We start from the raw sequence: 22863 nt of genomic DNA on the forward strand, positions 1-22863 counted from the left end.
CGGCGGAGGGTTCACCTCCGCCGCCCGATTATCGCGCCCGGCTAGTATCGATCAGGCGATGGCGGCGAAGCTGCGGTCCTCGTCCCGAGCGCGCAGGGGCGTCACGACGTCCGCCAGCGGGGCCTCGGCGAACGGGCGGCGCGCCAGCAGGTCGCCGTAGACGTCCAGATAACGCCGCGCCATTGCGGTCGAAGAGAAGCGCAGGTCGAAGCGCGCACGCACCGCCTCGCGGTCCAGCAGATGGGCGCGACCGGCCGCGGCCACCGCCTGCTCCATGGTGTCGACCAGGAACCCGGTGGCGCCATCCTCGATGATCTCGGGCGTCGAGCCGCAGCGGAAGGCTACGACCGGCGTGCCGCAGGCCATGGCCTCGATCATCACCAGGCCGAAAGGCTCGGGCCAGTCGATGGGGAACAGCAGGGCATCGGCGCCGCCCAGGAAGTCGGACTTCTCGTGATCGCCGATCTCGCCGATGAACTCGATCAGCGGATTGCCCTCGATCATCGGCCGGATGCTTTCTTCCCAGTAGCGCTTGTCGGCCGCGTCGACCTTGGCGGCCATCTTGAGGCGCTTGCCCAGCTTGGTGGCGATCTCGATCGCGCGGTCGGGCCGCTTCTCCGGCGAGATGCGGCCAAGGAAGGCCAGGTAGCCGTCGGACTTCGGCGTGAAGCGGTAGAGATCGCCCGGCATGCCGTGGTGAACCGTCGCCTTCCAGTTGGCGAAGTGCAGCGGCTTGCGCTGGTCGTCCGAGATCGAGATCAGGCCGAACTCGTTCCAGCGGGCGTAGACGCCGGGCAGGTCCTTCATGTCCAGCCGCCCGTGCAGCGTGGTGATCGTCTTGTCCGCATACCGCCGGAACAGCGGGAAGTGGATCATGTCGGTGTGGAAATGGATGACGTCGAAGTCGTCCGCGCGGTCCAGCACCTCGCCCAGCATGGAAAGGTGGGCCGCCAGGTCCGACTTCAGCGGCGCCGGATCGAGGCGGATCGCCTGATCGCGGACCGGAACCAGACGCGCGCGCGTCTGGGCGTCGGCGCTGGCGAACAGGGTGACGTCGTGTCCCAGGTCGACAAGTGCGTCAGTCAGATGCGCCACGACCCGTTCGGTTCCGCCATAGAGCTTGGGCGGTACGGCCTCATACAGCGGGGTGACCTGCGCGATCTTCATGATGTCTGTGCTCCGCCCCATCCCTGGGGGCTGTCGACAACAATGATTTCGCACCTGCGAAGTTCCGTCGCAGCGGGACGAATTTTCACATAGGTTTCTACGGCTTATGGCGAAGCTGGGATCGCTTCCGCGTACGAATTCGCGCACTTTTCGTGGGCGCGCTCGCTAAGTGCTTGATCCGCCTCATGCGGCGGGCCGCCGCACCCTTACATCGTCGCGCGAATCTCGGCCCGCAGGGCGTCGATGGACTTGAAGCCCTGATCCGTCTTGAAACGCCAGTAGGTCCAGCCGTTGCAGGCGGGCGCGTTCTCCAGCAGCGCGCCCAGCTTGTGGATCGAGCCGCTCAGCGCGCCGTGGACCAGCGAGCCGTCGGCCCGCACACGAGCCTCGCGCTCGCCCTTGGGGCAATAGAGGCGGTCGCCGGGGTGAAGCAGGCCGGCCTCGACCAGGGCGCCGAAGGGCACCTTGGGCTCGGCGCGCTTGGAGCCCATGATCGCCAGGTCTTCCGGATTGGCCTGCACCACCGACGCGATGCGGGTTTCGGCCACCTGGGCGTAATTCTCGTCGCGTTCGATGCCGATGTAGTGACGACCCAGCCGCTTGGCCGCCGCGCCCGTGGTGCCGGTGCCGAAGAAGGGATCCAGGATCACGTCGCCGGGGCGGGTGGCGCTGAGCAGCACGCGGTGCAGCAGGGCCTCGGGCTTCTGGGTCGGATGGGCCTTCTTGCCGTCGGCGTCCTTGATCCGCTCCTCGCCGGTGCACAGGGCGAAGGTCCAGTCGGAGCGCATCTGGGTGTCTTCGTTGAAGGCCTTCAGCGCGTCGTAGTTGAAGGTGTAGCGCTTCTGGTCCCGCGACCGGGCGGCCCAGATCAGGGTCTCGTGGGCGTTGGTGAAGCGCGTGCCCTTGAAGTTCGGCATCGGATTGGACTTGCGCCAGATGATGTCGTTCAGCACCCAGAAGCCCAGGTCCTGGATGGCGGCGCCCAGGCGGAAGACGTTGTGATAGCTGCCGATCACCCAGATCGAACCTTCCGGCTTCAGGACGCGACGGCATTCCGCCAGCCAGGCGCGGGTGAAGGCGTCGTATTCGGCGAAGCTGCCGAACTTGTCCCAGTCGTCGTCGACGGCGTCGACCTTGGAGTTGTCCGGCCGCAGCAGGTCGCCGCCCAGCTGAAGATTATAGGGCGGATCGGCGAAGACCATGTCGACCGAGGCGTCCGGCAGGCTTTTCAGCACCGCGATGCAGTCGCCACGATGGATGACGTCGGTCTTCAGCTCGGACATGGAACGCGGCCCCGAAACAACAGAGAGCGCCATGGTGAATCCTTACGGTTAAGGCAGGGTAACCGTCCCGAAAACGGGGATGCAAATCGTCGCGCGCATGGTTATGAGGCGCAGATGATCGCACGCCTTCGTCCCGTTCCCTTCGACCTCGGTCCCGTCCACTTCGTCGGCATCGGCGGCATCGGCATGAGCGGCATCGCCGAGATCATGCTGAAGATCGGCTATTCGGTTCAGGGCTCGGACGCCAAGGCCAGCGCCAACACCGAGCGGCTGGAGAAGCTGGGCGCGAAGATCTTCATCGGCCACGATGCGGCCCATGTCGGCGAAGGGGTCTCGGCGGTGGTCTATTCGACCGCGGTCAAGGCCGAGAACCCGGAGATGAAGGCCGCCCGCGCGCGCCGCATCCCCCTGGTCCGTCGGGCCGAGATGCTGGCCGAGCTGATGCGGCTGCAGTTCTCCATCGCGGTCGGCGGCACCCACGGCAAGACGACGACGACCAGCATGGTCGCGGCCCTGCTGGACGCAGCCGGCCTGGACCCGACGGTGGTCAACGGCGGCATCATCAACGCCTATGGCACCAACGCCAAGGTCGGCGACGGCGACTGGATCGTGGTCGAGGCCGACGAATCCGACGGCAGCTTCCTGCGCCTGAAGTCGACGGTGGCCATCGTCACCAACATCGATCCCGAGCACCTGGATCACTACGGCGACTTCGACGCGGTCAGGAAAGCCTTCTGCGACTTCGTGGAGAACATCCCCTTCTACGGCTTCGCGGCCGTCTGCCTGGATCATCCCGAGGTGCAGCGGCTGGTCGCCTCGATCGATAACCGGCGGTTGGTGACCTACGGCGTCAATCCGCAGGCCATGGTGCGGGCCGAGGGTTGCGAGATGGGACCGGACGGCGCCCGGTTCGACGTGGTCATCCAGAACGGCGAGACACACCGGATCGAGAATCTGCACCTGCCTATGGCGGGTTGGCACAACGTCTCCAACGCCCTGGCCGCCATCGCGGTGGCGCGCGAACTGGACGTGTCGGACGAGGCGATCCGCGAAGGACTGGCCAAGTTCGGCGGGGTCAAGCGGCGCTTCACCACCACCGGCGTGGTGGGCGGCGTTCGCATCGTCGACGACTACGGGCACCATCCGGTCGAGATCGCCGCCGTGCTGAAGGCGGCGCGTCAGGTGGTCCAGACGGCCGAAGGCGGGGGACGCGTCATCGCCGTTGTCCAGCCGCACCGCTACACCCGCCTGCGCGATCTCATGGACGAGTTCTCGACCAGCTTCTCCGACGCCGACAGCGTGATCGTGGCCGACGTCTATCCGGCCGGCGAAACCCCGATCGAAGGGGTGGACAAGCACGCGCTGGCCGAGGGCGTGCGCCGCTACGGCCACCGGAACGTCCAGGCGCTGGAGAACGCCGCCGTCCTGCCGCGCCTGATCAAGGACGAGGCGCGGTCCGGCGATGTGGTCGTCCTGCTGGGGGCCGGCGACATCACCAGCTGGGCCTATGGCCTGCCCGCGCAGCTGGAGGCGCTGGGGTGACTGTTCTGACCGGCGGCTGTCAGTGCGGGGCGATCCGCTATTCCCTGTCGGCCGAGCCCTATACCGAGTTTTGCCATTGCGACATGTGCAAGCGGGCGACGGGCGGGGTGTTCGCCGCCCTGTCCGGCGTCCGCAAGGATCAGCTGACCTGGACACGTGGGGAGCCAAGCTCCAGCCTGTCCAAGCGCGGCTTTTGCCCCAGCTGCGGCACGCCGCTGAGCTTTGACTACGATTCCAAGGACACCATCGAGGTGACGACCGGCAGCCTGGACGAGCCCGAGCGCGCGCCGGTGCAGGCGCATTTCGGCGTCGAGAGCCGGCTGTCCTGGTTGAAGCTGTGCGACGGGCTGCCGGAAAAGGCGACGGGCGCCAGCCCGGATTCCCCGGTCAACCGACCCGACTTCAAGCCGCAACAGGATCCCGACCGATGAGCTGGCGCGACGACCTTCCCCCGGTTCGCGGCAAACTGCTGCGTGACGAGCCGCTGGGCCCCTACACCTGGTTTCGTGTGGGCGGGGCCGCGGATGCCCTGTTCATTCCGGCCGATGCGGACGATCTCGCAGCCTTTTTGACAGCACTGGACCCTGGCGTTCCGGTGACGGTTCTGGGCGTCGGGTCGAACGTGATCGTCCGCGACGGCGGGGTCGAGGGCGTGGTGATCCGTCTGGCGGGCCGCGCCTGGGGGCAGGTGACGACCGAAGGGCTTGCCGTCACCGCGGGGGCGGGCGCGCTGGACAGCATGGTTGCGCGCGCCGCGGCCAGGGCGGGGATCGCGGGCCTGGAGTTCTATGCAGGAATCCCCGGCTCGATCGGCGGCGCGCTGACCATGAACGCCGGCTGCTACGGCGCGGAGACCAAGGACGTGCTGGTGTCGGCCTGGGGGCTGACGCGGTCGGGCGAACGGGTCGACTACGCCCTGGCCGACTTCGGCTACACCTATCGCCATTCCGAGGCGCCGGCCGACATCATCTGGGGGGAAGCGACCTTCCGCGGCGCGGCGGACGAGCCCGCCGCCGTACAAGCCCGCATCGACGAGATCACCAGCCGTCGCGAACAGACGCAGCCCATCCGCGAGAAGACCGGCGGCTCCACCTTCAAGAACCCGCCAGGCCATTCGTCATGGAAGCTGGTCGACGAGGCGGGCTGGCGCGGCCGGCTGCACGCCGTCACCGGCGGCGGGGCGATGTTCAGCGACCTGCACGCCAACTTCATGATCAACCCCGGCGAGGCGACGGCGGCCGACATCGAAGGACTGGGCGAGGCCGTGCGCGCCGACGTCCTGGCCAAGACCGGCGTCCAGCTGGACTGGGAAATCCGGCGGATCGGTCGCGCGGGCGCCTGATCGCCGCTGCGCCGGCCTGGGGAAAGATCTAGGATGGGGCGGGTCCGGCCCTGTTTGGTTGACGCGCTGTTAACGACCTCTGGGCCATCGCTGCGGACAGTCCGGAGTCCACGATGAACCGCCCCCTTTCCGACCTGCATGTCGCCGTCCTGATGGGCGGGATTTCGGCGGAGCGGCAGGTGTCCCTGTCGTCGGGCGAAGAGTGCGCCAAGGCGCTGGAGCGGCAGGGCGCGCGGGTCAGCCGCGTCGACGCAGGCCGCGATCTGGCCAATGTGCTGTCCGGCCTGATCCGTCCCGACGTCGCGCTGAACTGCCTGCATGGCGCGTGGGGCGAGGACGGCTGCGTCCAGGGCGTGCTGGAAACGCTGCAGATCCCCTACACCCATTCCGGCGTCCTGGCCTCGGCGCTGGCGATGGACAAGGACAAGTCCAAGGCGGTGCTGAAGGCTGCGGGGCTGAAGGTGCCCGGAGGCGGCCTGTTCGACCGGCGCGAGGTCGCGTCCCGCCACGTCATCGCGCCGCCTTATGTGGTCAAGCCGAACGCCGAGGGGTCGTCGGTGGGCGTCTATCTGGTGCGCGAAGGCGCCAATGACTTCGCCTCCGAGGTCGGCGCCGCCGACTGGACCTACGGCGAGCGGGTGATGGTCGAACCCTTCATTCCGGGCAAGGAGCTAGCGGTCACCGTCCTGGGCGAAAAGGCCGGTCCGCGCGCCCTGACCGTCACCGACATCACGCCGAAGAAGGGCTTCTACGACTACGAAGCCAAGTACGCGAAGGGCGGCTCGGTGCACGTTCTGCCGGCGGTCCTCCCCTCGCACGTCTCCGAGGCGGCGCTGCGCCAGGCCGAGCAGGCGCATGCGGCCATGGGTTGCAAGGGCGTGTCCAGAACCGACTTCCGTTATGACGATGTTAAGGACGATCTGGTCCTGTTGGAGGTCAACACGCAGCCCGGCATGACGCCGACCTCGCTCGCTCCCGAGCAGGCCGCCCACGTCGGAATGAGCTACGAAGACCTGGTTCGGTGGATGGTGGAGGACGCCTCATGCCCGCGGTAGTTCGCGGCGGTCGGCGACAGAATTCGGCGCAGTCTCCTCGACGCGCGGCCGCGCCCAAGGGCCGGGCGGGCGGTCGTGGGAACGCTGCGGCCGTTCCCGGCAAGATGGCCGCCATCGGCCGCATCGACCTGTCGCCCCGGGCGGTGGTGATCACGCTGGCGGCGGGCGCCCTGGTCGTGGCCGGCGTGCTGGCGACCGGCGCCCGCGCCGAGCGGATCGGCCAGTCGGTCTCCGGCGGCCTGGACCGCGTCACCACCGGCATGGGGCTGACGCTGAAGCGCGTGCACATCACCGGCGCCTCGCCCGAGGCGGAGCCGGCCATCCAGCGGGCCTTGGGCCTGCACGCCGATCAGCCCATCGTGAGTCTGGATCTGGACGCCCTGCGCGACCGGGTGCAGTCGGTCGGCTGGGTCAAGGAGGCGCGCGTGGTGCGTCTGTTGCCCGACACCCTGATCGTCGAGGTCAAGGAGCACGACCGTCTGGCGGTGTGGCAGGTGGACGGCCAGATCAAGGTCATCGACGCGGCCGGCAGGGTGATCGAAGGCGCCGACGCGCGCCGCTATCCGGCCCTGCCGCTGGTCGTGGGACGCGGCGCCGACGGGGCGGCCGGCGATATTCTGCCGCTGCTGGCCCAGCGCCCGCGCCTGATGGGGCGGATCGACGCCCTGGTGCGCGTGGACGAGCGCCGCTGGGACCTGAGGCTGAAGGACGGCGGGCTGATCCAGCTGCCGGCCGTTGAACAAGAGGCGGCCCTGATCCGCCTGGATGCGCTGGATCAGCGCGAACGTCTGCTCGACCTGGGCTTCGCCCGCGTCGATCTGAGAACGCCCGAAGCGGTCGCGGTGCGCCCGACCGGCGACGTTTGACCAAGGAACAAGAACTGAGATGGCGGGCAAGCAGCGCACGGCGGCGAACGATCAGGGCAGGGGCATGGACCCCCGGGGCGGCCGCGCGCCAGTGGTCGCGGCGCTCGACATCGGCCATTCCAAGGTCTCGTGCTTCATCATGAAGCCAGAGGGCGTGCGCCACGCCGACCGCACCATTCGAGTCGCCGGCGCCAGCCACGTGCAGTCCAAGGGCGTCAAGGGCGGCGCGATCATCAACATGGACGAGGCCGCCCAGGCCATCGGCCACGCCGTCGAACGCGCCGAGCGCGCGGCCCAGAGCCCGGTTTCGGGCGTGGTCGTGACGACGGCGATGGGTCAGATGGCCAGCCATCGGGTTCAGGCGCGCGTGTCGCTGGGGGCCAATCCGGTCGGAGACGCCGACCTGGCGCGCGCCATCGGCATGGCGCTGGCGCAAATCCGCCTGCCCAACCGCCGGCCGATCCATGTCCTGCCCATCGCCTGGTCGGTGGACGGGGCGCGCGGCGTCCACGATCCGCGCGCCATGCGGGGCGGGTCGCTGGGGCTGGACCTGCTGGTCGTGTCGATGTCCGAGAGCGTCTTCACGACCCTGAGCCATTGCCTGGAGCTGGCGCATCTGGACCTGCAGGGCGTGGCCGCCGCGCCGGTCGTCTCCTCTCTCGCCGCGCTGGAAGACGACGAGATGGACCTGGGGTGCGTCTGCATCGACATGGGCGGCGGTTCGACCAGCGCCGCGGTCTGGGGCGGGCGTTCGCTGCTTCACATCGAAAGCCTGAACGTCGGCGGCGACCATGTCACCAGCGACATCGCGCGCGGCCTGTCGACCTCCAAGGCCGGGGCCGAGCGGCTCAAGACCCTGCATGGTTCGGCCATGGCCAGCGCCAACGAGGACCGCGAGATGCTGGAGGCGCCGCCGCGCGGCGAGGACGCCTCGGCCGGACCGGTCATCGTGCCGCGCGCCATGCTGAAGACCGTGATCGCCCCGCGCGTGGAAGAGACGCTGGAGCTGCTGCGCGATCGCTTGAAGGCGGCCGGCGTAGGCCTGGAGCCCGGCGCGGGCCTGGTCCTGACCGGCGGCGCCAGCCAGTTGAACGGCGTACGCGAGTTGGCCGTGCGCGTATTCGACCGTCCGGTCCGCCTCGGAAAACCCCAACGGGCGCCACATTTGGCCGACGCCGCCTCCGGCCCCGCCTTCTGCGCCACCTCCGGCGTTCTGCTCCGCGCCGCCTACGGCCCGCGAGAAGCCGTCTCCGCCCGCAAACTGATGGCCCGCCAGATCACCGCAGCGGATGCGCCTCGGGTCCACCGCGGCAACGTTGTCGGCCGCGTGGCGGGCTGGCTGCGGGATAACTTATAGGCTCGCCTCACCGAAGCTTGTATCAGCTTCTACTGGGAGTCCGCGCTCGCCGTGGCGGCTACCCTGTCAGCCAAATAACTGTGTCGTGGCTGTAACATAACGGACATTTGGTGGCCTGGTTTTGGTCGCAATGGTTGTGCGTTTGCCTCATTTCATTACACCTGTGCCCTCAGTGCGGGTCCGCTTCGGCTCGCGTTGGCAATTTGATTGATTGGGGCATGCCATAATGACGCTCAAGCGTAACCACCTTTTCACCACCACGATTCTCGCCGGTGTACTTACGGTATCGGCCCCCGCCTGGGCGCAGGTTCAGCAGCCCGCTGCAGAGTCTCAAGCCACAGAAGTCGAAGAGATTGTGGTGACGGGTTCACGGATCCGTCGCGACCCCGTCACCGCGCCGACCCCGCTGATCCAAGTGGATCGTGAGACCCTGCTCACGACAGGCCAGAATACCGTCATCGACTATCTGGCCACGATCCCCGCCCTGATGAACTCGCAGGTCCCGTCGGACACGACCGCCGGTGTCCTGAACGCCGGCGGCCTGTCGCTGCCGAACCTGCGCTCGCTCGGCTCTGGACGCACCTTGACCCTCGTTGACGGTCGGCGCCATGTCGGATCCCCGCAAGGAACGCTGGCCGTGGACGTCGACACGATTCCCCGCCTTCTGATCGAGAGCGTGGAGATCGTCACCGGCGGCGCGGCCTCGGTCTATGGCGCCGACGCCGTATCGGGCGTGCTGAACTTCAAGCTTCGCAAGGATTTCGAAGGCCTGGAGGTCGACACCCGTTGGGCGCAGCTGAACGACGGCGGGCAAGACTCCAAGCGCTTTTCCGTGTTGGCCGGCAAGAATCTGTTCGACGATCGCCTGAACGTCTATGGCTTCGCGGAATACGAAGAGCTGGATGAAGTGCTGGCGGCCGATATCGATTGGCTCCAGGGCGGATGGGGCTTGGTCGGGCGCGACGCCGATACGGCCGCCGCCTCCTATGACGGCATCACCGACTCAATGCTCTACAAGGATCGTCGGACGCTCCAGCTGCTTCGCTGGGGCCAGGTCACTTTGGCCAACAACTACCAGCCCAGCGCGCTGAACAACCCCAACACCATTCCTACGGGTCAGTGCACCAGCACGTCCATCACCTCGGCCTCCTGCTTCGGCGTCGCCCCCGGCAAGACCTGGGTGTTTGATGGTCCCAATGCTCGTCTCGCCGACTTCGGAAACTGGGTTCAACAAACGGGGACCAACCGTGTGGTCAACGTGGGCGGGGATGGAGAGAACCCGAACATCATCTTCAACGTCGACTCGACGTTGCCGAAGTCTGAAAATGCGCGCTTCCAGACGGGCGCGAACTTCAAAGTCACGAACAACATCAACCTCTATGTCGAAGCGAAGTATGTGGATGAAACCACCAACCTCGCTACCGGCTATTCGTTCGGCGACATCTACATTTCAGACTCGCTGAACCCTGCAAACTCGATGCAGATTCTCAGCACGTCCGCCTATACGACGCGCACGGACAATGCGTTCCTTCCCGCCAATCTGGCCGCGGCTATCCGGGCGAACACGACTCCAGTTTACGGCTCAGCGACGGCTACGGCCCCCGGCGCTCAAACCGGAACTACGGCTGCGCCCTTCGCACGGTACAGCGCCTGGCTTCTGGACCGTCCGCAGACCAACGAGAAACAGGTTCAGCGTTACGTCGCCGGCTTGAATGGTTCCGCCGGTGATCTGGGCTTCGTCAAGAACATCGACTGGGATATCGGCTACACCTATGGCCGGATGGACAACAAGAACGTTGAACGCGGCCTTGACATCGAGCGGTTCTCCTACGCCATGGACGCCGTCCGGAACGCGTCCGGCGATATCGTTTGCCGGGTTCAGGCCCTGACCGCCAACGGCGGAACGGTCACCAGCCGCAACCCCAACGTTCCCGGCACCTTGAATGCACAGTCAGCGGTCGTTCAGAACTGTAAGCCGCTGAACGTCTTCGGTTTGGGCAACCAGAGCGAAGAAGCGCTTCAGTACGTGCGCGCTCAGCTGACCATCGATCAGATCAACGAGCAGCACGACGCTCTGGGGACGGTCTCGGGACAACTGTGGGACTTCTGGGGCGCCGGCGCCATCGGCGTGGCTTTGGGCGCGGAATATCGCCGGGAATACACGGAAGGCACCGGGCGCAGCCGCTCGTTGGGCACAACCTACGCTCAGCTGAACAGTGGGGCCGACTTCCTGCCGGCTTCCTATGAGACAAAGGAAGCCTTCGCCGAACTGTCGATTCCGCTGATCCGCGACAGCTTCTTGGGAGAATATGCCGAAATCAGCGGGTCTTACCGCTACAGTGACTTCTCGACCTTCGGCGGGAGCGATGTCTATGGCGTCAACCTTGTCTATCGTCCGATAAGGGACATCGCCTTCAAGACCTCGTTCAACACCTCCGTCCGCGCACCGACGCTCTCTGAAACGAACTCGCCTCAGACCCAAACCTTCCTGTCCTTCAACGATCCCTGCGCCACCGTGACCATCCAAAACCTGGCGGATCGCGAGCGGGCCGCTAACCGGATCGTGAACTGCGCTGCTTTGGCTCAGCAGTTCGGTCTCACCTTCAACTTCCAAGATCCGACGGCCGCCAACGCCTATCGTCCCGAATATGGATCCAGCGTCGCAGGTCGCAACGGCGGCAATCCGGACCTTCAGCCTGAAGAGTCGGAATCGTTCACCTTCTCGACTGTCCTTCAGCCGCGCTTCATCCCGAACTTCTCGCTGGTGCTCGACTATTACGAAATCACTATCGATAAGGTCATCGCGGCCGTTAGCGCTCAGGTCGCCGCAGAAAACTGCGTCAACGGGCCGTCGCTGAATACCAGCGCTTGCCAAACCCTGACGAGAACGGGCACGAACGACCCAGCGACTCCTCGGGATGATCGGTTCTTGCTGGTGGATTTCCTCCAGAGCTCGATCAACTACGCGAAACGCAACGTGCGTGGTCTGGATTTCACCACGAACTACCGCTTCGACACCCAGGAAATGCTGGGCCGCAACTGGGGTGAGTTCTCTCATTCTCTCAATGGGTCTTGGCTGATTGAGCAGAAAAACTTCAACAACATCGAAAACCCGAATGATTTTACGGAGCTGTCTAGCACGCTGTTCTATCCGCGCGTTCGCTTCACGTCTCAGCTGACTTGGCAGACGCCAATCGAAGCGCTTCGTCTTTCGTGGACTGCGGACTGGCAGACCGCACAGGACATCGTCCAGCGTCGTGATTTTGTTCAGAACGCCGATTCCCGGGACATGAAGTATTTGGATACAAAGAACTTCATGCGGAACGACTTCTCGGCGCGTTACCAGGTTCGCGATGATCTGTCGGTGACCGCCACGGTCCAGAACGCCTTCGACGCCGAACAAGCGCGCTGGCTCGGGGCGACGTTGTATTCCAACTTCGACCCCTACGGCCGTCGTTACTCCATCAGCCTGAACTATCGTCCCTGGTAATCGGCGAACAAATGATGGAATGGGGGCGGCCTTAACGGGCCGCCCCTTTTCTTTGCCCGAAAACTTCGGCCAAGCTTCCCTTTAAGGGTGGCGAGAGCCCCGACTCATATTATCGCCGTAACCTTCTCTTAACCCTCATGGGCGCACTCCTTAACGCGCTCATAACCAATGCGATTCGGCGGGGCGTTCGCTTGGTTTCCGAGGCAGGGTCGGAAGGTCGGAAAAATAATGTCACTCTCGCTGGTCAAGCCGCAACACACTGAACTGAAGCCCCGGATCGTCGTTTTCGGCGTCGGCGGGGCGGGCGGCAACGCCGTCAACAACATGATCGACGCCGGTCTTGAGGGCGTCGAATTCGTGGTGGCCAACACCGACGCGCAGCACCTGAGCTTCGCCAAGACGGACCGCCGCATCCAGCTGGGTGAGACGATCACGCAAGGGCTGGGCGCGGGCGCTCACCCCGAGGTCGGCATGAACGCCGCCGAAGAGAGCGCCGACGAGATCCATGCGCACCTGGAAGGCGCGCACATGGTCTTCATCACCGCCGGCATGGGCGGCGGCACCGGCACGGGCGCTGCGCCCATCATCGCCAAGTGCGCGCGTGATCGCGGCATCCTGACCGTCGGCGTGGTGACCAAGCCCTTCACCTTCGAGGGCCGCCACCGGATGCGCCTGGCCGACGCCGGCATCGCCGAGCTGCAGCGCTATGTCGACACGCTGATCGTCATTCCGAATCAGAACCTGTTCCGCGTCGCTAACGAACGCACGACCTTCGCCGACGCCTTCGGCATGGCCGACCAGGTTCTGCACTCGGGCGTGCGTTCGATCACCGACCTGATGATCCTGCCGGGCCTGATCAACCTGGACTTCGCCGACGTGCGCGCCGTCATGTCCGAGATGGGCAAGGCGATGATGGGCACCGGAGAGGCCTCGGGCGACGACCGCGCCCTGCTGGCCGCCCAGAACGCCATCGCCAATCCGCTGCTGGACGAGACCAGCCTGAAGGGCGCCAAGGCCGTGCTGGTCAACATCACCGGCGGCCTGGACATGACCCTGCTGGAAGTCGACGAGGCCGCCAACGCCATTTCGGCCGAGGTGGACGGCGACGCCAACATCATCTTCGGCGCCGCATTCGATCCGGCGCTGGAAGGCAAGATCCGCGTCTCGGTGGTCGCCACGGGCATGGACGAGGGCGAGGTCAAGCGCATCGAGCCGATCGCGCCCGCGACCGGGACCGGTTCGCCCCTGGCCAACCACGACGCCCGTCGTTCGGCCGGCGGCCTTTATGGAACCGCAGCCCAACGCCCCGAGCCCGCCCGCGACGCCTGGCGCGAGCCGACCCGCGCCGAGGCGACACGTGCGCCTGAGCCGACCGTCGCCCCCGCCGCTCCCGCTTACGAGCCGCCCGTGGCCCGCGCGCCCGAGCCCGCCCCCGCGCCGGAGCCGCGTATCGAGGTTCGCCCCGAGCCGGTGATCCGCGTGGCGGACGAGCAGCCCCAGGCGCGCAGCCTGGATCCGATCGTCGATCCGTGGGTCGAGGAATACGAGACGACGCGCAAGCCTGCTCCGTCACAGCCGGCCGCCCAGGCCGACTTGTATGATCGCGCCGAGCCGGTTGACGACTATGACGACCGGGATCATCGCCGCAGCGGCTGGAGCCTGTTCGGCCGCAAGCGGGCGCAGGCTCCGCAACCGACCTATGCGCCGCGCCCGACCGCGGGCGCCCGAACGGCCGCCCAGCCGGCACCCGAGCCGGAGGCCGGTCAGGCCGACGACGATCTGGAGATTCCCTCTTTTCTCCGACGTCTGGCGAACTAGGCGTTAGGACCGACAAGTCCTGATCTGGAAAGGGCGGCCGCAGGGTCGCCCTTTTTCATTTGCGTGGGCCCTCATTGTCGCCCCGGCTACGGAAACAATCCGAAACCCGACTTTCATTTTCTCCTTGCTGGCCGGCCGCTAGATCAGCGGTGAGGCGCAATCCGCACGCAGAGGCGGAAGCGCGCAGACAGAGAGTTTGAGCTTGCCGGTCATCCACGACCATCACGAACGCACCCTCGTCGCGCCTGCGATCATCGCCGGCGTGGGCGTGCACACGGGCCGCCGCGTACGCCTGGCCGTGCGTCCCGCCCCGGCCGGAACGGGCATCGTCTTCGTGCGGACCGACGTGACGGACCGCGACAACCGCATCCCTGTGTCGGGCGAGGCGGTGGTCGATGCGCGACTGAACACCATGATCGCCAACGCCGACGACGTGCGGCTGTCGACCATCGAGCACCTGATGGCGGCCTTCGCGGCCCTGGGCGTGTCCAACGCCGTCATCGAGGTCGACGGACCCGAACTGCCGATCCTGGACGGGTCGGCGCGGGACTTCGTCAACCTGCTGGACCGGGCGGGCTTCCGTCGTCAGCCGACGCCGGTGCGCTACATCGAGATCCTGGAGCCGATCCAGGTGGAAGAGGGCGACAAGCGCGCCGCGCTCCTGCCCTGCGATCGCTACGAGATGCGCATGGAGATCGACTTTCCGTCGGCCGCCATCGGCAACCAGGTGGTGGACTTCGTCGTCGACGAGGCGACCTTCCGCACCGAGATCATGGCCGCGCGCACCTTCGGCTTCGCCCATGAGGTGGAGGCCCTGCGCCAGGCCGGCCTGGCCCGCGGCGGCTCGCTGGAGAACGCCGTGGTCATCGACGGCGACGACATCCTGAACCCCGGCGGCCTGCGCATGGAGCGCGAGTTCGTGCGGCACAAGGCGCTGGACGCCATCGGCGACCTCTATGTGCTGGGCGCGCCGATCCTGGGCCGGTACGAAGGCTACAAGGCCGGACACGCCCTGAACAACAAGCTGGTCCGCGCCCTTCTGGCCGCGCCGCACGCCTGGCGCGAGGCCGTCCGCGTACCGGAACTGGCCCAGGCGGGCTAAACCCGGATCACCGAGATCAGCCGGCCGAAGTCCGTTTCTCCCCGCTGGAAGGCCCGGCGGTTCGAATAGAAGCGGTCGGCGTCGGCGCAGGTGTCGTGGCCGGTCCAGACGGCTTGGCGCACCCCGGCTTGCTGCAGTCGCCACAGGACGAAGCCGGGCAGGTCGAACTGGCGCTTGTCGAGGGTCGCCCCCGGGCGGAAGAAACGGTCGCTGCCGGGATCGTGGTGGGTGAACCTGTCCTGGAAGTCCTGACCAACCTCATAGCTGTCCTGGGCGATGCAGGGGCCGACGACGGCCAGCATCCGATGGGGCGCCGCGCCCAGGGCCTCCATAGCCGCGACGGCCGAATGCACGATGCCGCCCAGTGCGCCCTTCCAGCCGGCGTGGACGGCGGCGACGATGCGCGTCTCCGGGTCGGCCAGCAGAACCGGCGCGCAGTCGGCGGTCAGGACCGAACACAGCACGCCCGGCTCGGCCGTGACGACGGCGTCGCCCTCGGGTCGGTCGCCCCGCCAGGGCCCCTCGGCCACGCGGGCGACGGCGGAATGAATCTGATAGCAGCCGTTCAGGTGATCGAGGTCCGCGCCCATTGCTTCAGCGACGCGGCGACGGTTCTCGATAACGGCGGCTGGATCGTCATTGGAGCCGACGCCGGTGTTCAGCCCTTCGTAAACGCCGGACGAGATTCCCCCCGCCCGCGTGAAGAAGCCGTGGGCGATGCCGGCCGCGCTCAGCAGCGGGTGGGTGATGGGGGTAGGCGGGGTCATGCGTCCCATCCGGGCGCGACCAGCGAATGGGGCGAGAAGATAGCGGCGGCCTTGAACAGGGTTCCCATCTGGTCCTCGGCGGTCAGGCGGTTCAACTGGCGCTCGATCACCGGCGCGGCGTCCGGGCGTCCCCGCTTCAAGGCTTCGGCGCGATGTTCGATCCCCAGTCGCTTGAGGAATTCGCCCTGGCCCAGGCAGCCGGTCACGTCGGCGCCGGCGCGGACGGCGGCTTCAAGCACGGTCGGAAAGTCGGCCCACTGGGTCAGATCGGTCTGCCCCGGCGCGTCCAGCGGATCGACCTTTGCATGGCGGCGCAGGGCCTGAAGCGTGTCGCCGGCCTCGGGCCGCGCGCGGCCGTAGTCGATCAACAGGGCCGCGCCGGACGCCGCACGCACCAGGGCGCCCAGGTCGCGGCCGAAGGCGGCCTGCTGATCCGAAATCTCGACCGTCTGGCCCGCCTGAACCTCGAACGCCGGGCGGACGAACCCGCCGGTGATCGCCGACAGGCCGAACACCAGGTCGTTCTCGTCGGTGACGCCGATGCGCCGCTCGAACCAGCCGTCGTCGGTGCGCACGAACTGGCGCGCGGGCAGGCAGTCCAGAACCTCGTTGGCGATCAGCACGACGGGGGCGTCGATTTCCACCTGGGTCAGGTCGCGCACCCAGCGCGGGGCGACGTCGGCCCCCGCCAGCGCCCGCGCCTGCAGATCGCGCAACGGCCCGCTGGGTTCGATCAGGATCAGATCGACCGCCTCCAGAAAGCCCGGCGCCAGGCGGGCGGCGCGCAGGACGTCGCTCATCAGCGTACCGTCGCCGGGACCGACCTCGACCAGCCGCAGCCGCTCGGGCGCGCCCAGACGGTTCCAGGTCTCCACCGCCCACAGACCGATCAACTCGCCGAACATCTGGCTGACCAGGGGAGCGGTGATGAAGTCGCCGCCTTCCCCCAGCGACGGCCGGGTGGCGTAATAGCCGTCCTGCGGATCGTGCAGGCAGCGGGTCACATAGTCGGCCACCGTCATCGGCCCGGTCAGGGCGATTTCGCGCGCCAGCCTGGCCTTCAGGCTCATGCGACGACGGGCGGGCGGCTCCGGGCCCGCCAGATCAGCCACAGACCGACCAGGACCATCGGAATCGACAGCATCATACCCATCGTCAGTCCCAGCGGGAAGTCGGGCATGCCGTAGTCCGGCTCGCGCACATTCTCCAGCAGGGCGCGGCAGACGCCGTAGCCGACCAGGAACAGGCCGGTGACATAGCCCGGCTTCATCAGCAGCCGCCCCTTCCACACCGCCAGCGACAGCAGGCCGAACAGGACGATTCCCTCCAGCCCCGCCTCATAGAGTTGGCTGGGATGGCGCGGCGCGTCGCCGGCCGGGCAGAATCCGTACATCTGCTGAATGCGGTCGTTGCAGAAGCGAATGGCCCAGGGGACCGTCGTCTCGCGGCCCCACAGCTCGCCATTGATGAAGTTGGCCAGTCGGCCGAAGCCCAGGCCGATGGGCACCACCGGCGCCACCAGATCGCCGATCCGCAGCATGTCGATCTTCTGCGCGCGCGAGAACAGGACGATGGCCAGGGCCACGCCCAGGAAGCCGCCATGGAAGCTCATGCCGCCGGTCCAGAGCTGGAACAGTTCGAACCGTTCGCCCAGGGTGTCGCCCGTGAACAGCTGGGCGTACATCACCGGCTTGTAGAACAGGGCGTAGCCCAGCCGCCCGCCCAGTATGATGCCCAGGACGATCCACAGCACCAGATCGTCCAGTTGGGTCGGCGTCACCGGCGGCCGCCCGCCCCACAGCCGGGCCGTCTTCACCAGTCGGGTGGCGTACCACCAGCCCAGCACGATCCCCGCCACATAGGCCAGGGCGTACCACCGGATCGGCAGGGGGCCGAGATGGATCAGGACCGGGTCGAATTCGGGAAAGGGCAAGTCGCACCTCGAAGCTGGATCGCCGCCCGCTTTAGCAAGCGTCGCCGCCTCCGTCGCCTGCGAAGGTGACGGCTTGTTGGCGGGCGGCTAGGCTCGCGTCATGTCCGAACCCGAGAACGAGACCCAGACCGCCCGCGCCCGATGGTCCCTGATCGGACCAGGCATCGTGGTGGCGGCCACTGGCGTCGGCGCCGGCGACCTGGTCGCCACCCTGATCGCGGGTTCGCGCTTCGGCTACGCCCTGCTGTGGGCCGCGCTGGCCGGGACCGTGATCAAGATCGCCCTGGCCGAGGGCGTGGGGCGCTGGACCCTGGCCAGCGGCCGGACGATCTTCGACGGCTGGTCCTCGCTGGGCGGCGGCTGGCCCATTCCCGGGACGGGCGGAAGGCTGAACTGGGCCGGCGTCTATTTCGGCCTCTATGTGGTGCTGTGGGGGTTCGTCTACGGCGCGGCGGCGATGACGGCGACGGCCCTGCCGCTGGCGGCTCTGTTCGGCGGCGACCTGAAGGTCTGGGGCATGCTCGGCGGGCTGATGGGGCTGGGGCTGGTCTGGTTCGGAGGCTATGGACTGTTCGAGAAGGTGATGACGGGCCTGGTCGGCCTGATGTTCATCACCGTGGTCGGCCTGGCGATCATCGTCGCGCCGAGCCTTCCGGCGATGGCGACCGGTCTGTGGCCAAGCCTGCCTGACGGATCGGTCTTCTACACCCTGGGTCTGATCGGCGGGGTCGGCGGCACCGTCACCATGGCGGCCTACGGCTATTGGGTGAACGCCAAGGGCTGGCGCGGCCCGGGCTGGATGCGGGTGATGCGGCTGGACAACAGGGTGGCCTATGTCGTCACCGGCGTGTTCGTGATCGCCATGCTGATCGTGGGCGCGGAACTGCTGTATTCGGCGGGCATCGCCCTGCGAAGCGGCGAGCGGGGCCTGCTGGATCTGGACGAGGTGCTGCGTGACCGGTTCGGGCGGCCGATCTCCATCCTGTTTCTGCTGGGCTTCTGGGCCACCAGCTTCTCCAGCCTGATCGGCGTATGGCAGGGGGTCAGCCTCATGTTCGCGGACTTCTTCGGCCACGTCGCGGGGCGCTCGCGCGGACTGGCGCGCGGCATCGCTGGACAGGGGCCGGCGGAGAAGACCCGGCCGTTCCGCGCCTACGCCCTGTGGCTGACCTTTCCGCCCATGCTCCTGCTGTTCATGGACCGACCGTTCGGCCTGATCATCGCCTATGGCGTGCTGGGCAGCCTGTTCATGCCCTTCCTGGCGGGCACGCTGATCTGGCTGCTGAACAGCGACCGAACACCGCGTGAGTGGCGCAGCGGCTGGGTCTCAAACCTGCTCCTGGGCGCGGCGGCGCTGCTGTTCGCGGTGCTGGCGGGCAATGAACTGGTCGGCCTGCTTCGACCGTAGGCGGCGTGATCCTCGTCAATGATAGTTCAGGCGGACGAGACCCTGTTGGCGGGCCGTCGTTGCGACGGGAGGCGGGCCTGACGACCGCCCGTGCACGGCCGAGATCAAGGACTGACGCCGGCCCCTTGGCCTCCCATTATCGGCCCGGCTTGCCGTAGGGGAGGCTTTCGCCTACCCCTCCCGGCTCGATTCCAGGACGATGACGGACGAAACCGCATGACCCTCGCGCTTCTTTTCCCCGGACAGGGCAGCCAGGCCGTCGGCATGGGCGCGGCGCTGGCCGACGCCTTCCAGTCCGCCCGCGACGTTTTCGCCGAGGTGGATGAGGCCCTGGGTCAGAAACTGTCGGTCCTGATGCGTGAGGGGCCGGAGGATCAGCTGACCCTGACCGAGAACGCCCAGCCGGCGCTGATGGCGGTTTCCGTTGCGGCGGTCAGGGCGCTGAAGGTCGAGTTCGGCTTCGACGCGGCGGCGGCGGCCTATGTGGCCGGCCATTCGCTGGGTGAATATTCGGCGCTGGCGGCGGCGGGCGCCCTTTCGCTGTCGGACACCGCGCGGCTTCTGAAACTGCGTGGTCAGGCGATGCAGCGGGCCGTGCCGGTCGGCAAGGGGGCGATGGCCTCGCTGATCGGGCCCAAGACCGACCTGGCCCTGGCCGAGGCGGCCGCGGCGGCCGGCTCGGAAGTCGGCGTCTGTGTCGTCGCCAATGACAACAACGCCGGCAACATCGTCATCTCGGGCGACAAGGCGGCGGTGGACCGCGCCATCGAAAAGGCCAAGGAACTGGGCGCGCGGGCGATCCCGCTGAACGTCTCGGCGCCCTTCCACTGCCCGCTGATGCAGGCGGCGGCGGACGAAATGGCCGCCGCCCTGGCCTCGGCGACGATCGTCGCGCCCGCCGTCCCGGTGATCGCCAACGTCACCGCCCGGCCCGAGCGCGATCCGGAAGCGATCCGACGCCTGTTGGTGGAACAGGTCACTGGCCGCGTGCGCTGGCGCGAAAGCATGGAATGGATGGCGACCAAAGGCGGCGTGACGCGCTTCGTCGAGGTCGGTTCGGGCAAGGTGCTGACCGGCATGGCCAAGCGCATCGCGCCGGACGCCGAGAGCCTGCCGCTGAATACGCCGGAAGAGTTGGAAGCGTTCGCAAAGTCGCTCTGAGAATAGGGAAACAGGATGTTCAATCTCGCAGGCAAGACCGCGCTGGTGACCGGCGCGACGGGCGGCATCGGCGGCGCGGTCGCGCGGGCGCTGCACGCGCAAGCGGCGACCGTGGTGCTGTCGGGCACGCGCGAAGCCGTGCTGGCCGATCTGGCGAAGGAACTGGGCGAGCGCGCCCATTTCGCCGCCGCCAACCTGTCGGAGCCGGAATCCGTCGACGGCCTTGTCGCGGCGGCCGAGGCGGCGGCGGGCGCGCCGCTGGACATCCTGGTGGCCAATGCGGGGATCACGCGGGATGGGCTGCTGATGCGCATGAAGGATGAGGACTTCCAGTCCGTCCTGGCCGTCAATCTGGAAAGCTATTTCCGCCTGACCCGCGCGGCGGTGAAGGGCATGATGAAGCGCCGCGCCGGCCGCATCATCGGCGTGACCTCGGTCGTGGGCGTCACCGGCAATCCGGGCCAGACCAACTATTCGGCCTCCAAGGCCGGCATGATCGGCTTCTCCAAGTCGCTGGCCCAGGAAGTCGGGTCGCGGGGCATCACCGTCAACTGCATCGCGCCGGGCTTCATCGCCTCGCCGATGACCGACGTGCTGAACGAGCAGCAGCGCGAAACCATCCTGTCCAAGATTCCCGCCGGCCGGCTGGGCACTGGCGACGAGATCGCGGCCGCCGCCGTCTATCTGTCTTCGGACGAAGCCGCCTATGTCACGGGCCAGACGCTGCACGTGAACGGCGGCATGGCGATGATCTGACCCGATCACGACACGCAACAGACTATTTCCCGCCCCCACGGCTGTGCTAAAGGGCGGGATGCATTGGCGCTTCGAGCTTTCAGGGCTTGCGTCGCCATCGCTGCCGTGAGACGGCGATTTTTGATGAGACCCCGCCTCTACGGCGCATTTAAACAGGCAGAGAGACACTTATGTCCGACACCCTCGAGCGCGTTCGCAAGATCGTCATCGACCACCTGGACGCCGATCCGGACAAGGTCACGGAAAAGGCCAGCTTCATCGACGACCTGGGCGCCGACTCGCTCGACAACGTCGAGCTGGTGATGGCCTTCGAAGAAGAATTCGACATCGAAATCCCGGACGACGCCGCCGAGCACATCCAGACGGTCGGCGACGCCGTGAAGTACATCGACGAAAAGTCGGCCGGCTGATCCCAGCCGCCGATCGGCGATAGTCAGGGCCGCCCGGCGCTCCTAGCGGAGACGCCCGGCGGCCTTTACTGTTTCTGGCCCCCGCAGGATTCGCGGGGAACGTGATTGCGAGAGTGAAGGAGCGGGAGCCATGCGGCGCGTCGTCGTTACAGGCATCGGTCTGCTGACCCCCCTGGGCTGGGGCGTCGAGAAGAGCTGGAAGGGCATCGTCGAGGGCCGCTCGGGCATCGGCCCGATCACCGCGTTCGACACCGAGGGCTACGGCTGCACCATCGCCGGCGAGGTGCCGAGCGTGGACGGTCGCGGCGGGGGCGGCGAGGGCGACTTCGATCCCGAGAAGATCATGTCCGCCAAGGACCGCAAGCGCGTCGACGACTTCATCCTGTACGCCATCGCCGCGGCCGATGAGGCCCTGAACGACGCGAACTGGAAGCCCGAGACGGACGAGGACAAGGAACGGACCGGCGTCATGGTCGGCTCCGGCATCGGCGGCCTGGGCCCCATCGCCGACACGGCCATCATCCTGAAGGAGCAGGGCGTGCGCCGGGTCAGCCCCTTCTTCATCCCCAGCGCCCTGATCAACCTGGCCGGCGGCCAGATCTCGATCCGCCACGGGCTCAAGGGACCGAACCACGCGGCGGTGACCGCGTGCGCCACCGGCGCCCACGCCATCGGCGACGCGGCGCGGATGATCGCGCTGGACGACGCCGACGTGATGGTGGCGGGCGGGGCCGAAAGCTCGGTCGTGCCGATCGGCATCGCCGGCTTCCTGGCCTGCAAGGCCCTTTGCACCGCCTACAACGACACGCCCGAGAAGGCGTCGCGCCCCTATGATCGAGGCCACGCCGGTTTCGTCATGGGCGAGGGCGCCGGCATTCTGGTGCTCGAGGAATACGAACACGCCAAGGCGCGCGGGGCCAAGATCTACGCCGAGGTCGTCGGCTACGGCTTGAGCGGCGACGCCTATCACATCACCGCGCCGTCCGAGGACGGCGAGGGCGGTCTGCGGGCCATGAAGATGGCGCTGAAGCGCGCGGGCATGGCGCCGTCGGATCTCGACTACGTCAACGCCCACGGCACCTCGACTATGGCCGACTGGATCGAGCTGAAGGCGATCGAGGGCCTGGTCGGCGACCACGCGCGGAACCTGACCGTCAGTTCGACCAAGTCGATGACCGGCCACCTGCTGGGCGCCGCCGGCGCCATCGAGGCGGCCTTCTGCGTGCTGGCGATCCGCGACCAGATCGCGCCGCCGACCATCAACCTGGACGACCCCGAGATGGAGACGCCGATCGATCTGGTCCCGCACAAGGGCAAGCCGATGAAGATCGACGTGGCCATGTCCAACAGCTTCGGCTTCGGCGGCACCAACGCCTCGGTGATCTTCAAGAAGGTCGTGGACTGAG

19 protein-coding genes are annotated in these 22863 nt (G+C 67.3%); 14 read left to right on the forward strand and 5 right to left on the reverse strand.

Annotated features, from left to right (window positions below):
- Positions 1 to 51 precede the first annotated feature (51 nt).
- Both ACE3PU_RS12960 and ACE3PU_RS12965 read right to left on the reverse strand, forming a co-directional pair.
- The gene (locus tag ACE3PU_RS12960) at positions 52 to 1167 is read right to left on the reverse strand and encodes a glycosyltransferase family 4 protein (RefSeq protein ID WP_374390431.1); all 1116 of its coding nucleotides are present in this window, start codon (positions 1165 to 1167) and stop codon (positions 52 to 54) included.
- Between the two features lie 206 nt (positions 1168 to 1373).
- Positions 1374 to 2450 (reverse strand): site-specific DNA-methyltransferase, encoded by a 1077-nt coding sequence (locus ACE3PU_RS12965; RefSeq protein WP_374390433.1) that lies wholly within the window; start codon positions 2448 to 2450, stop codon positions 1374 to 1376.
- Between the two features lie 114 nt (positions 2451 to 2564).
- Between ACE3PU_RS12965 and murC the strand changes: the two genes are divergently transcribed.
- The 9 genes from murC to lpxC all read left to right on the forward strand — a co-directional run bounded on the left by murC (position 2565) and on the right by lpxC (position 15022).
- Positions 2565 to 3992 (forward strand): UDP-N-acetylmuramate--L-alanine ligase, encoded by a 1428-nt coding sequence (gene murC / locus ACE3PU_RS12970; protein WP_374390435.1) that lies wholly within the window; start codon positions 2565 to 2567, stop codon positions 3990 to 3992.
- Positions 3989 to 4423 (forward strand): GFA family protein, encoded by a 435-nt coding sequence (locus ACE3PU_RS12975; RefSeq protein WP_374390437.1) that lies wholly within the window; start codon positions 3989 to 3991, stop codon positions 4421 to 4423. Before murC ends, ACE3PU_RS12975 begins: the two co-directional genes overlap by 4 nt.
- The gene (murB, locus tag ACE3PU_RS12980; protein ID WP_374390439.1) at positions 4420 to 5334 is read left to right on the forward strand and encodes a UDP-N-acetylmuramate dehydrogenase; all 915 of its coding nucleotides are present in this window, start codon (positions 4420 to 4422) and stop codon (positions 5332 to 5334) included. Before ACE3PU_RS12975 ends, murB begins: the two co-directional genes overlap by 4 nt.
- 113 nt (positions 5335 to 5447) lie before the next feature.
- Positions 5448 to 6389, forward strand: a complete 942-nt coding sequence (locus ACE3PU_RS12985) for a D-alanine--D-alanine ligase (protein ID WP_374390441.1) — start codon at positions 5448 to 5450, stop codon at positions 6387 to 6389.
- The gene (locus tag ACE3PU_RS12990; RefSeq protein ID WP_374390443.1) at positions 6377 to 7255 is read left to right on the forward strand and encodes a cell division protein FtsQ/DivIB; all 879 of its coding nucleotides are present in this window, start codon (positions 6377 to 6379) and stop codon (positions 7253 to 7255) included. Before ACE3PU_RS12985 ends, ACE3PU_RS12990 begins: the two co-directional genes overlap by 13 nt.
- Before the next feature lie 64 nt (positions 7256 to 7319).
- Positions 7320 to 8612, forward strand: coding sequence for a cell division protein FtsA (gene ftsA, locus ACE3PU_RS12995; protein ID WP_374390526.1), 1293 nt, complete (start codon positions 7320 to 7322; stop codon positions 8610 to 8612).
- A 226-nt stretch (positions 8613 to 8838) separates the two neighbouring features.
- Positions 8839 to 12102, forward strand: coding sequence for a TonB-dependent receptor domain-containing protein (locus ACE3PU_RS13000; protein ID WP_374390445.1), 3264 nt, complete (start codon positions 8839 to 8841; stop codon positions 12100 to 12102).
- A 228-nt stretch (positions 12103 to 12330) separates the two neighbouring features.
- The gene (gene ftsZ / locus ACE3PU_RS13005) at positions 12331 to 13920 is read left to right on the forward strand and encodes a cell division protein FtsZ (protein WP_374390447.1); all 1590 of its coding nucleotides are present in this window, start codon (positions 12331 to 12333) and stop codon (positions 13918 to 13920) included.
- A gap of 202 nt (positions 13921 to 14122) precedes the next feature.
- Positions 14123 to 15022: a UDP-3-O-acyl-N-acetylglucosamine deacetylase gene (gene lpxC, locus ACE3PU_RS13010; protein WP_292069261.1), complete on the forward strand. Its 900-nt coding sequence runs from the start codon at positions 14123 to 14125 to the stop codon at positions 15020 to 15022.
- On the opposite strand, the gene pgeF is transcribed toward lpxC, so the two are convergent.
- From pgeF to lgt, 3 genes are read right to left on the reverse strand one after another with little or no spacing between them, the layout of a single operon-like run.
- Entirely contained in the window at positions 15019 to 15789 is a 771-nt protein-coding gene (gene pgeF, locus ACE3PU_RS13015) for a peptidoglycan editing factor PgeF (RefSeq protein WP_292069260.1), read from the reverse strand. The genes lpxC and pgeF overlap by 4 nt on opposite strands.
- Positions 15786 to 16859 carry a class I SAM-dependent methyltransferase gene (locus tag ACE3PU_RS13020; RefSeq protein WP_374390450.1) on the reverse strand — a complete coding sequence of 358 codons (1074 nt, stop codon included), beginning with the start codon at positions 16857 to 16859 and terminating at the stop codon, positions 15786 to 15788. Before ACE3PU_RS13020 ends, pgeF begins: the two co-directional genes overlap by 4 nt.
- The gene (gene lgt, locus ACE3PU_RS13025; RefSeq protein WP_374390452.1) at positions 16856 to 17722 is read right to left on the reverse strand and encodes a prolipoprotein diacylglyceryl transferase; all 867 of its coding nucleotides are present in this window, start codon (positions 17720 to 17722) and stop codon (positions 16856 to 16858) included. The genes ACE3PU_RS13020 and lgt overlap by 4 nt, the downstream gene beginning before the upstream one ends.
- Positions 17723 to 17822: 100 nt before the next feature.
- Between lgt and ACE3PU_RS13030 the strand changes: the two genes are divergently transcribed.
- The 5 genes from ACE3PU_RS13030 (at position 17823) to fabF (ending at position 22862) form a co-directional block, all read left to right on the forward strand.
- Positions 17823 to 19130, forward strand: coding sequence for an Nramp family divalent metal transporter (locus ACE3PU_RS13030; protein ID WP_374390454.1), 1308 nt, complete (start codon positions 17823 to 17825; stop codon positions 19128 to 19130).
- A gap of 216 nt (positions 19131 to 19346) precedes the next feature.
- Positions 19347 to 20291, forward strand: a complete 945-nt coding sequence (fabD, locus tag ACE3PU_RS13035) for an ACP S-malonyltransferase (RefSeq protein WP_374390456.1) — start codon at positions 19347 to 19349, stop codon at positions 20289 to 20291.
- 15 nt (positions 20292 to 20306) lie between these two features.
- The gene (gene fabG, locus ACE3PU_RS13040; RefSeq protein ID WP_374390458.1) at positions 20307 to 21047 is read left to right on the forward strand and encodes a 3-oxoacyl-[acyl-carrier-protein] reductase; all 741 of its coding nucleotides are present in this window, start codon (positions 20307 to 20309) and stop codon (positions 21045 to 21047) included.
- A gap of 170 nt (positions 21048 to 21217) precedes the next feature.
- Positions 21218 to 21457, forward strand: a complete 240-nt coding sequence (locus tag ACE3PU_RS13045) for an acyl carrier protein (RefSeq protein ID WP_249749913.1) — start codon at positions 21218 to 21220, stop codon at positions 21455 to 21457.
- Positions 21458 to 21587: 130 nt separating this feature from the next.
- A complete protein-coding gene (fabF, locus tag ACE3PU_RS13050) occupies positions 21588 to 22862 on the forward strand; it encodes a beta-ketoacyl-ACP synthase II (protein ID WP_374390461.1) in 1275 nt (424 codons plus the stop codon).
- Position 22863 lies beyond the last annotated feature (1 nt).

Source organism: Brevundimonas sp., assembly GCF_041911375.1.
Classification (GTDB): domain Bacteria; phylum Pseudomonadota; class Alphaproteobacteria; order Caulobacterales; family Caulobacteraceae; genus Brevundimonas.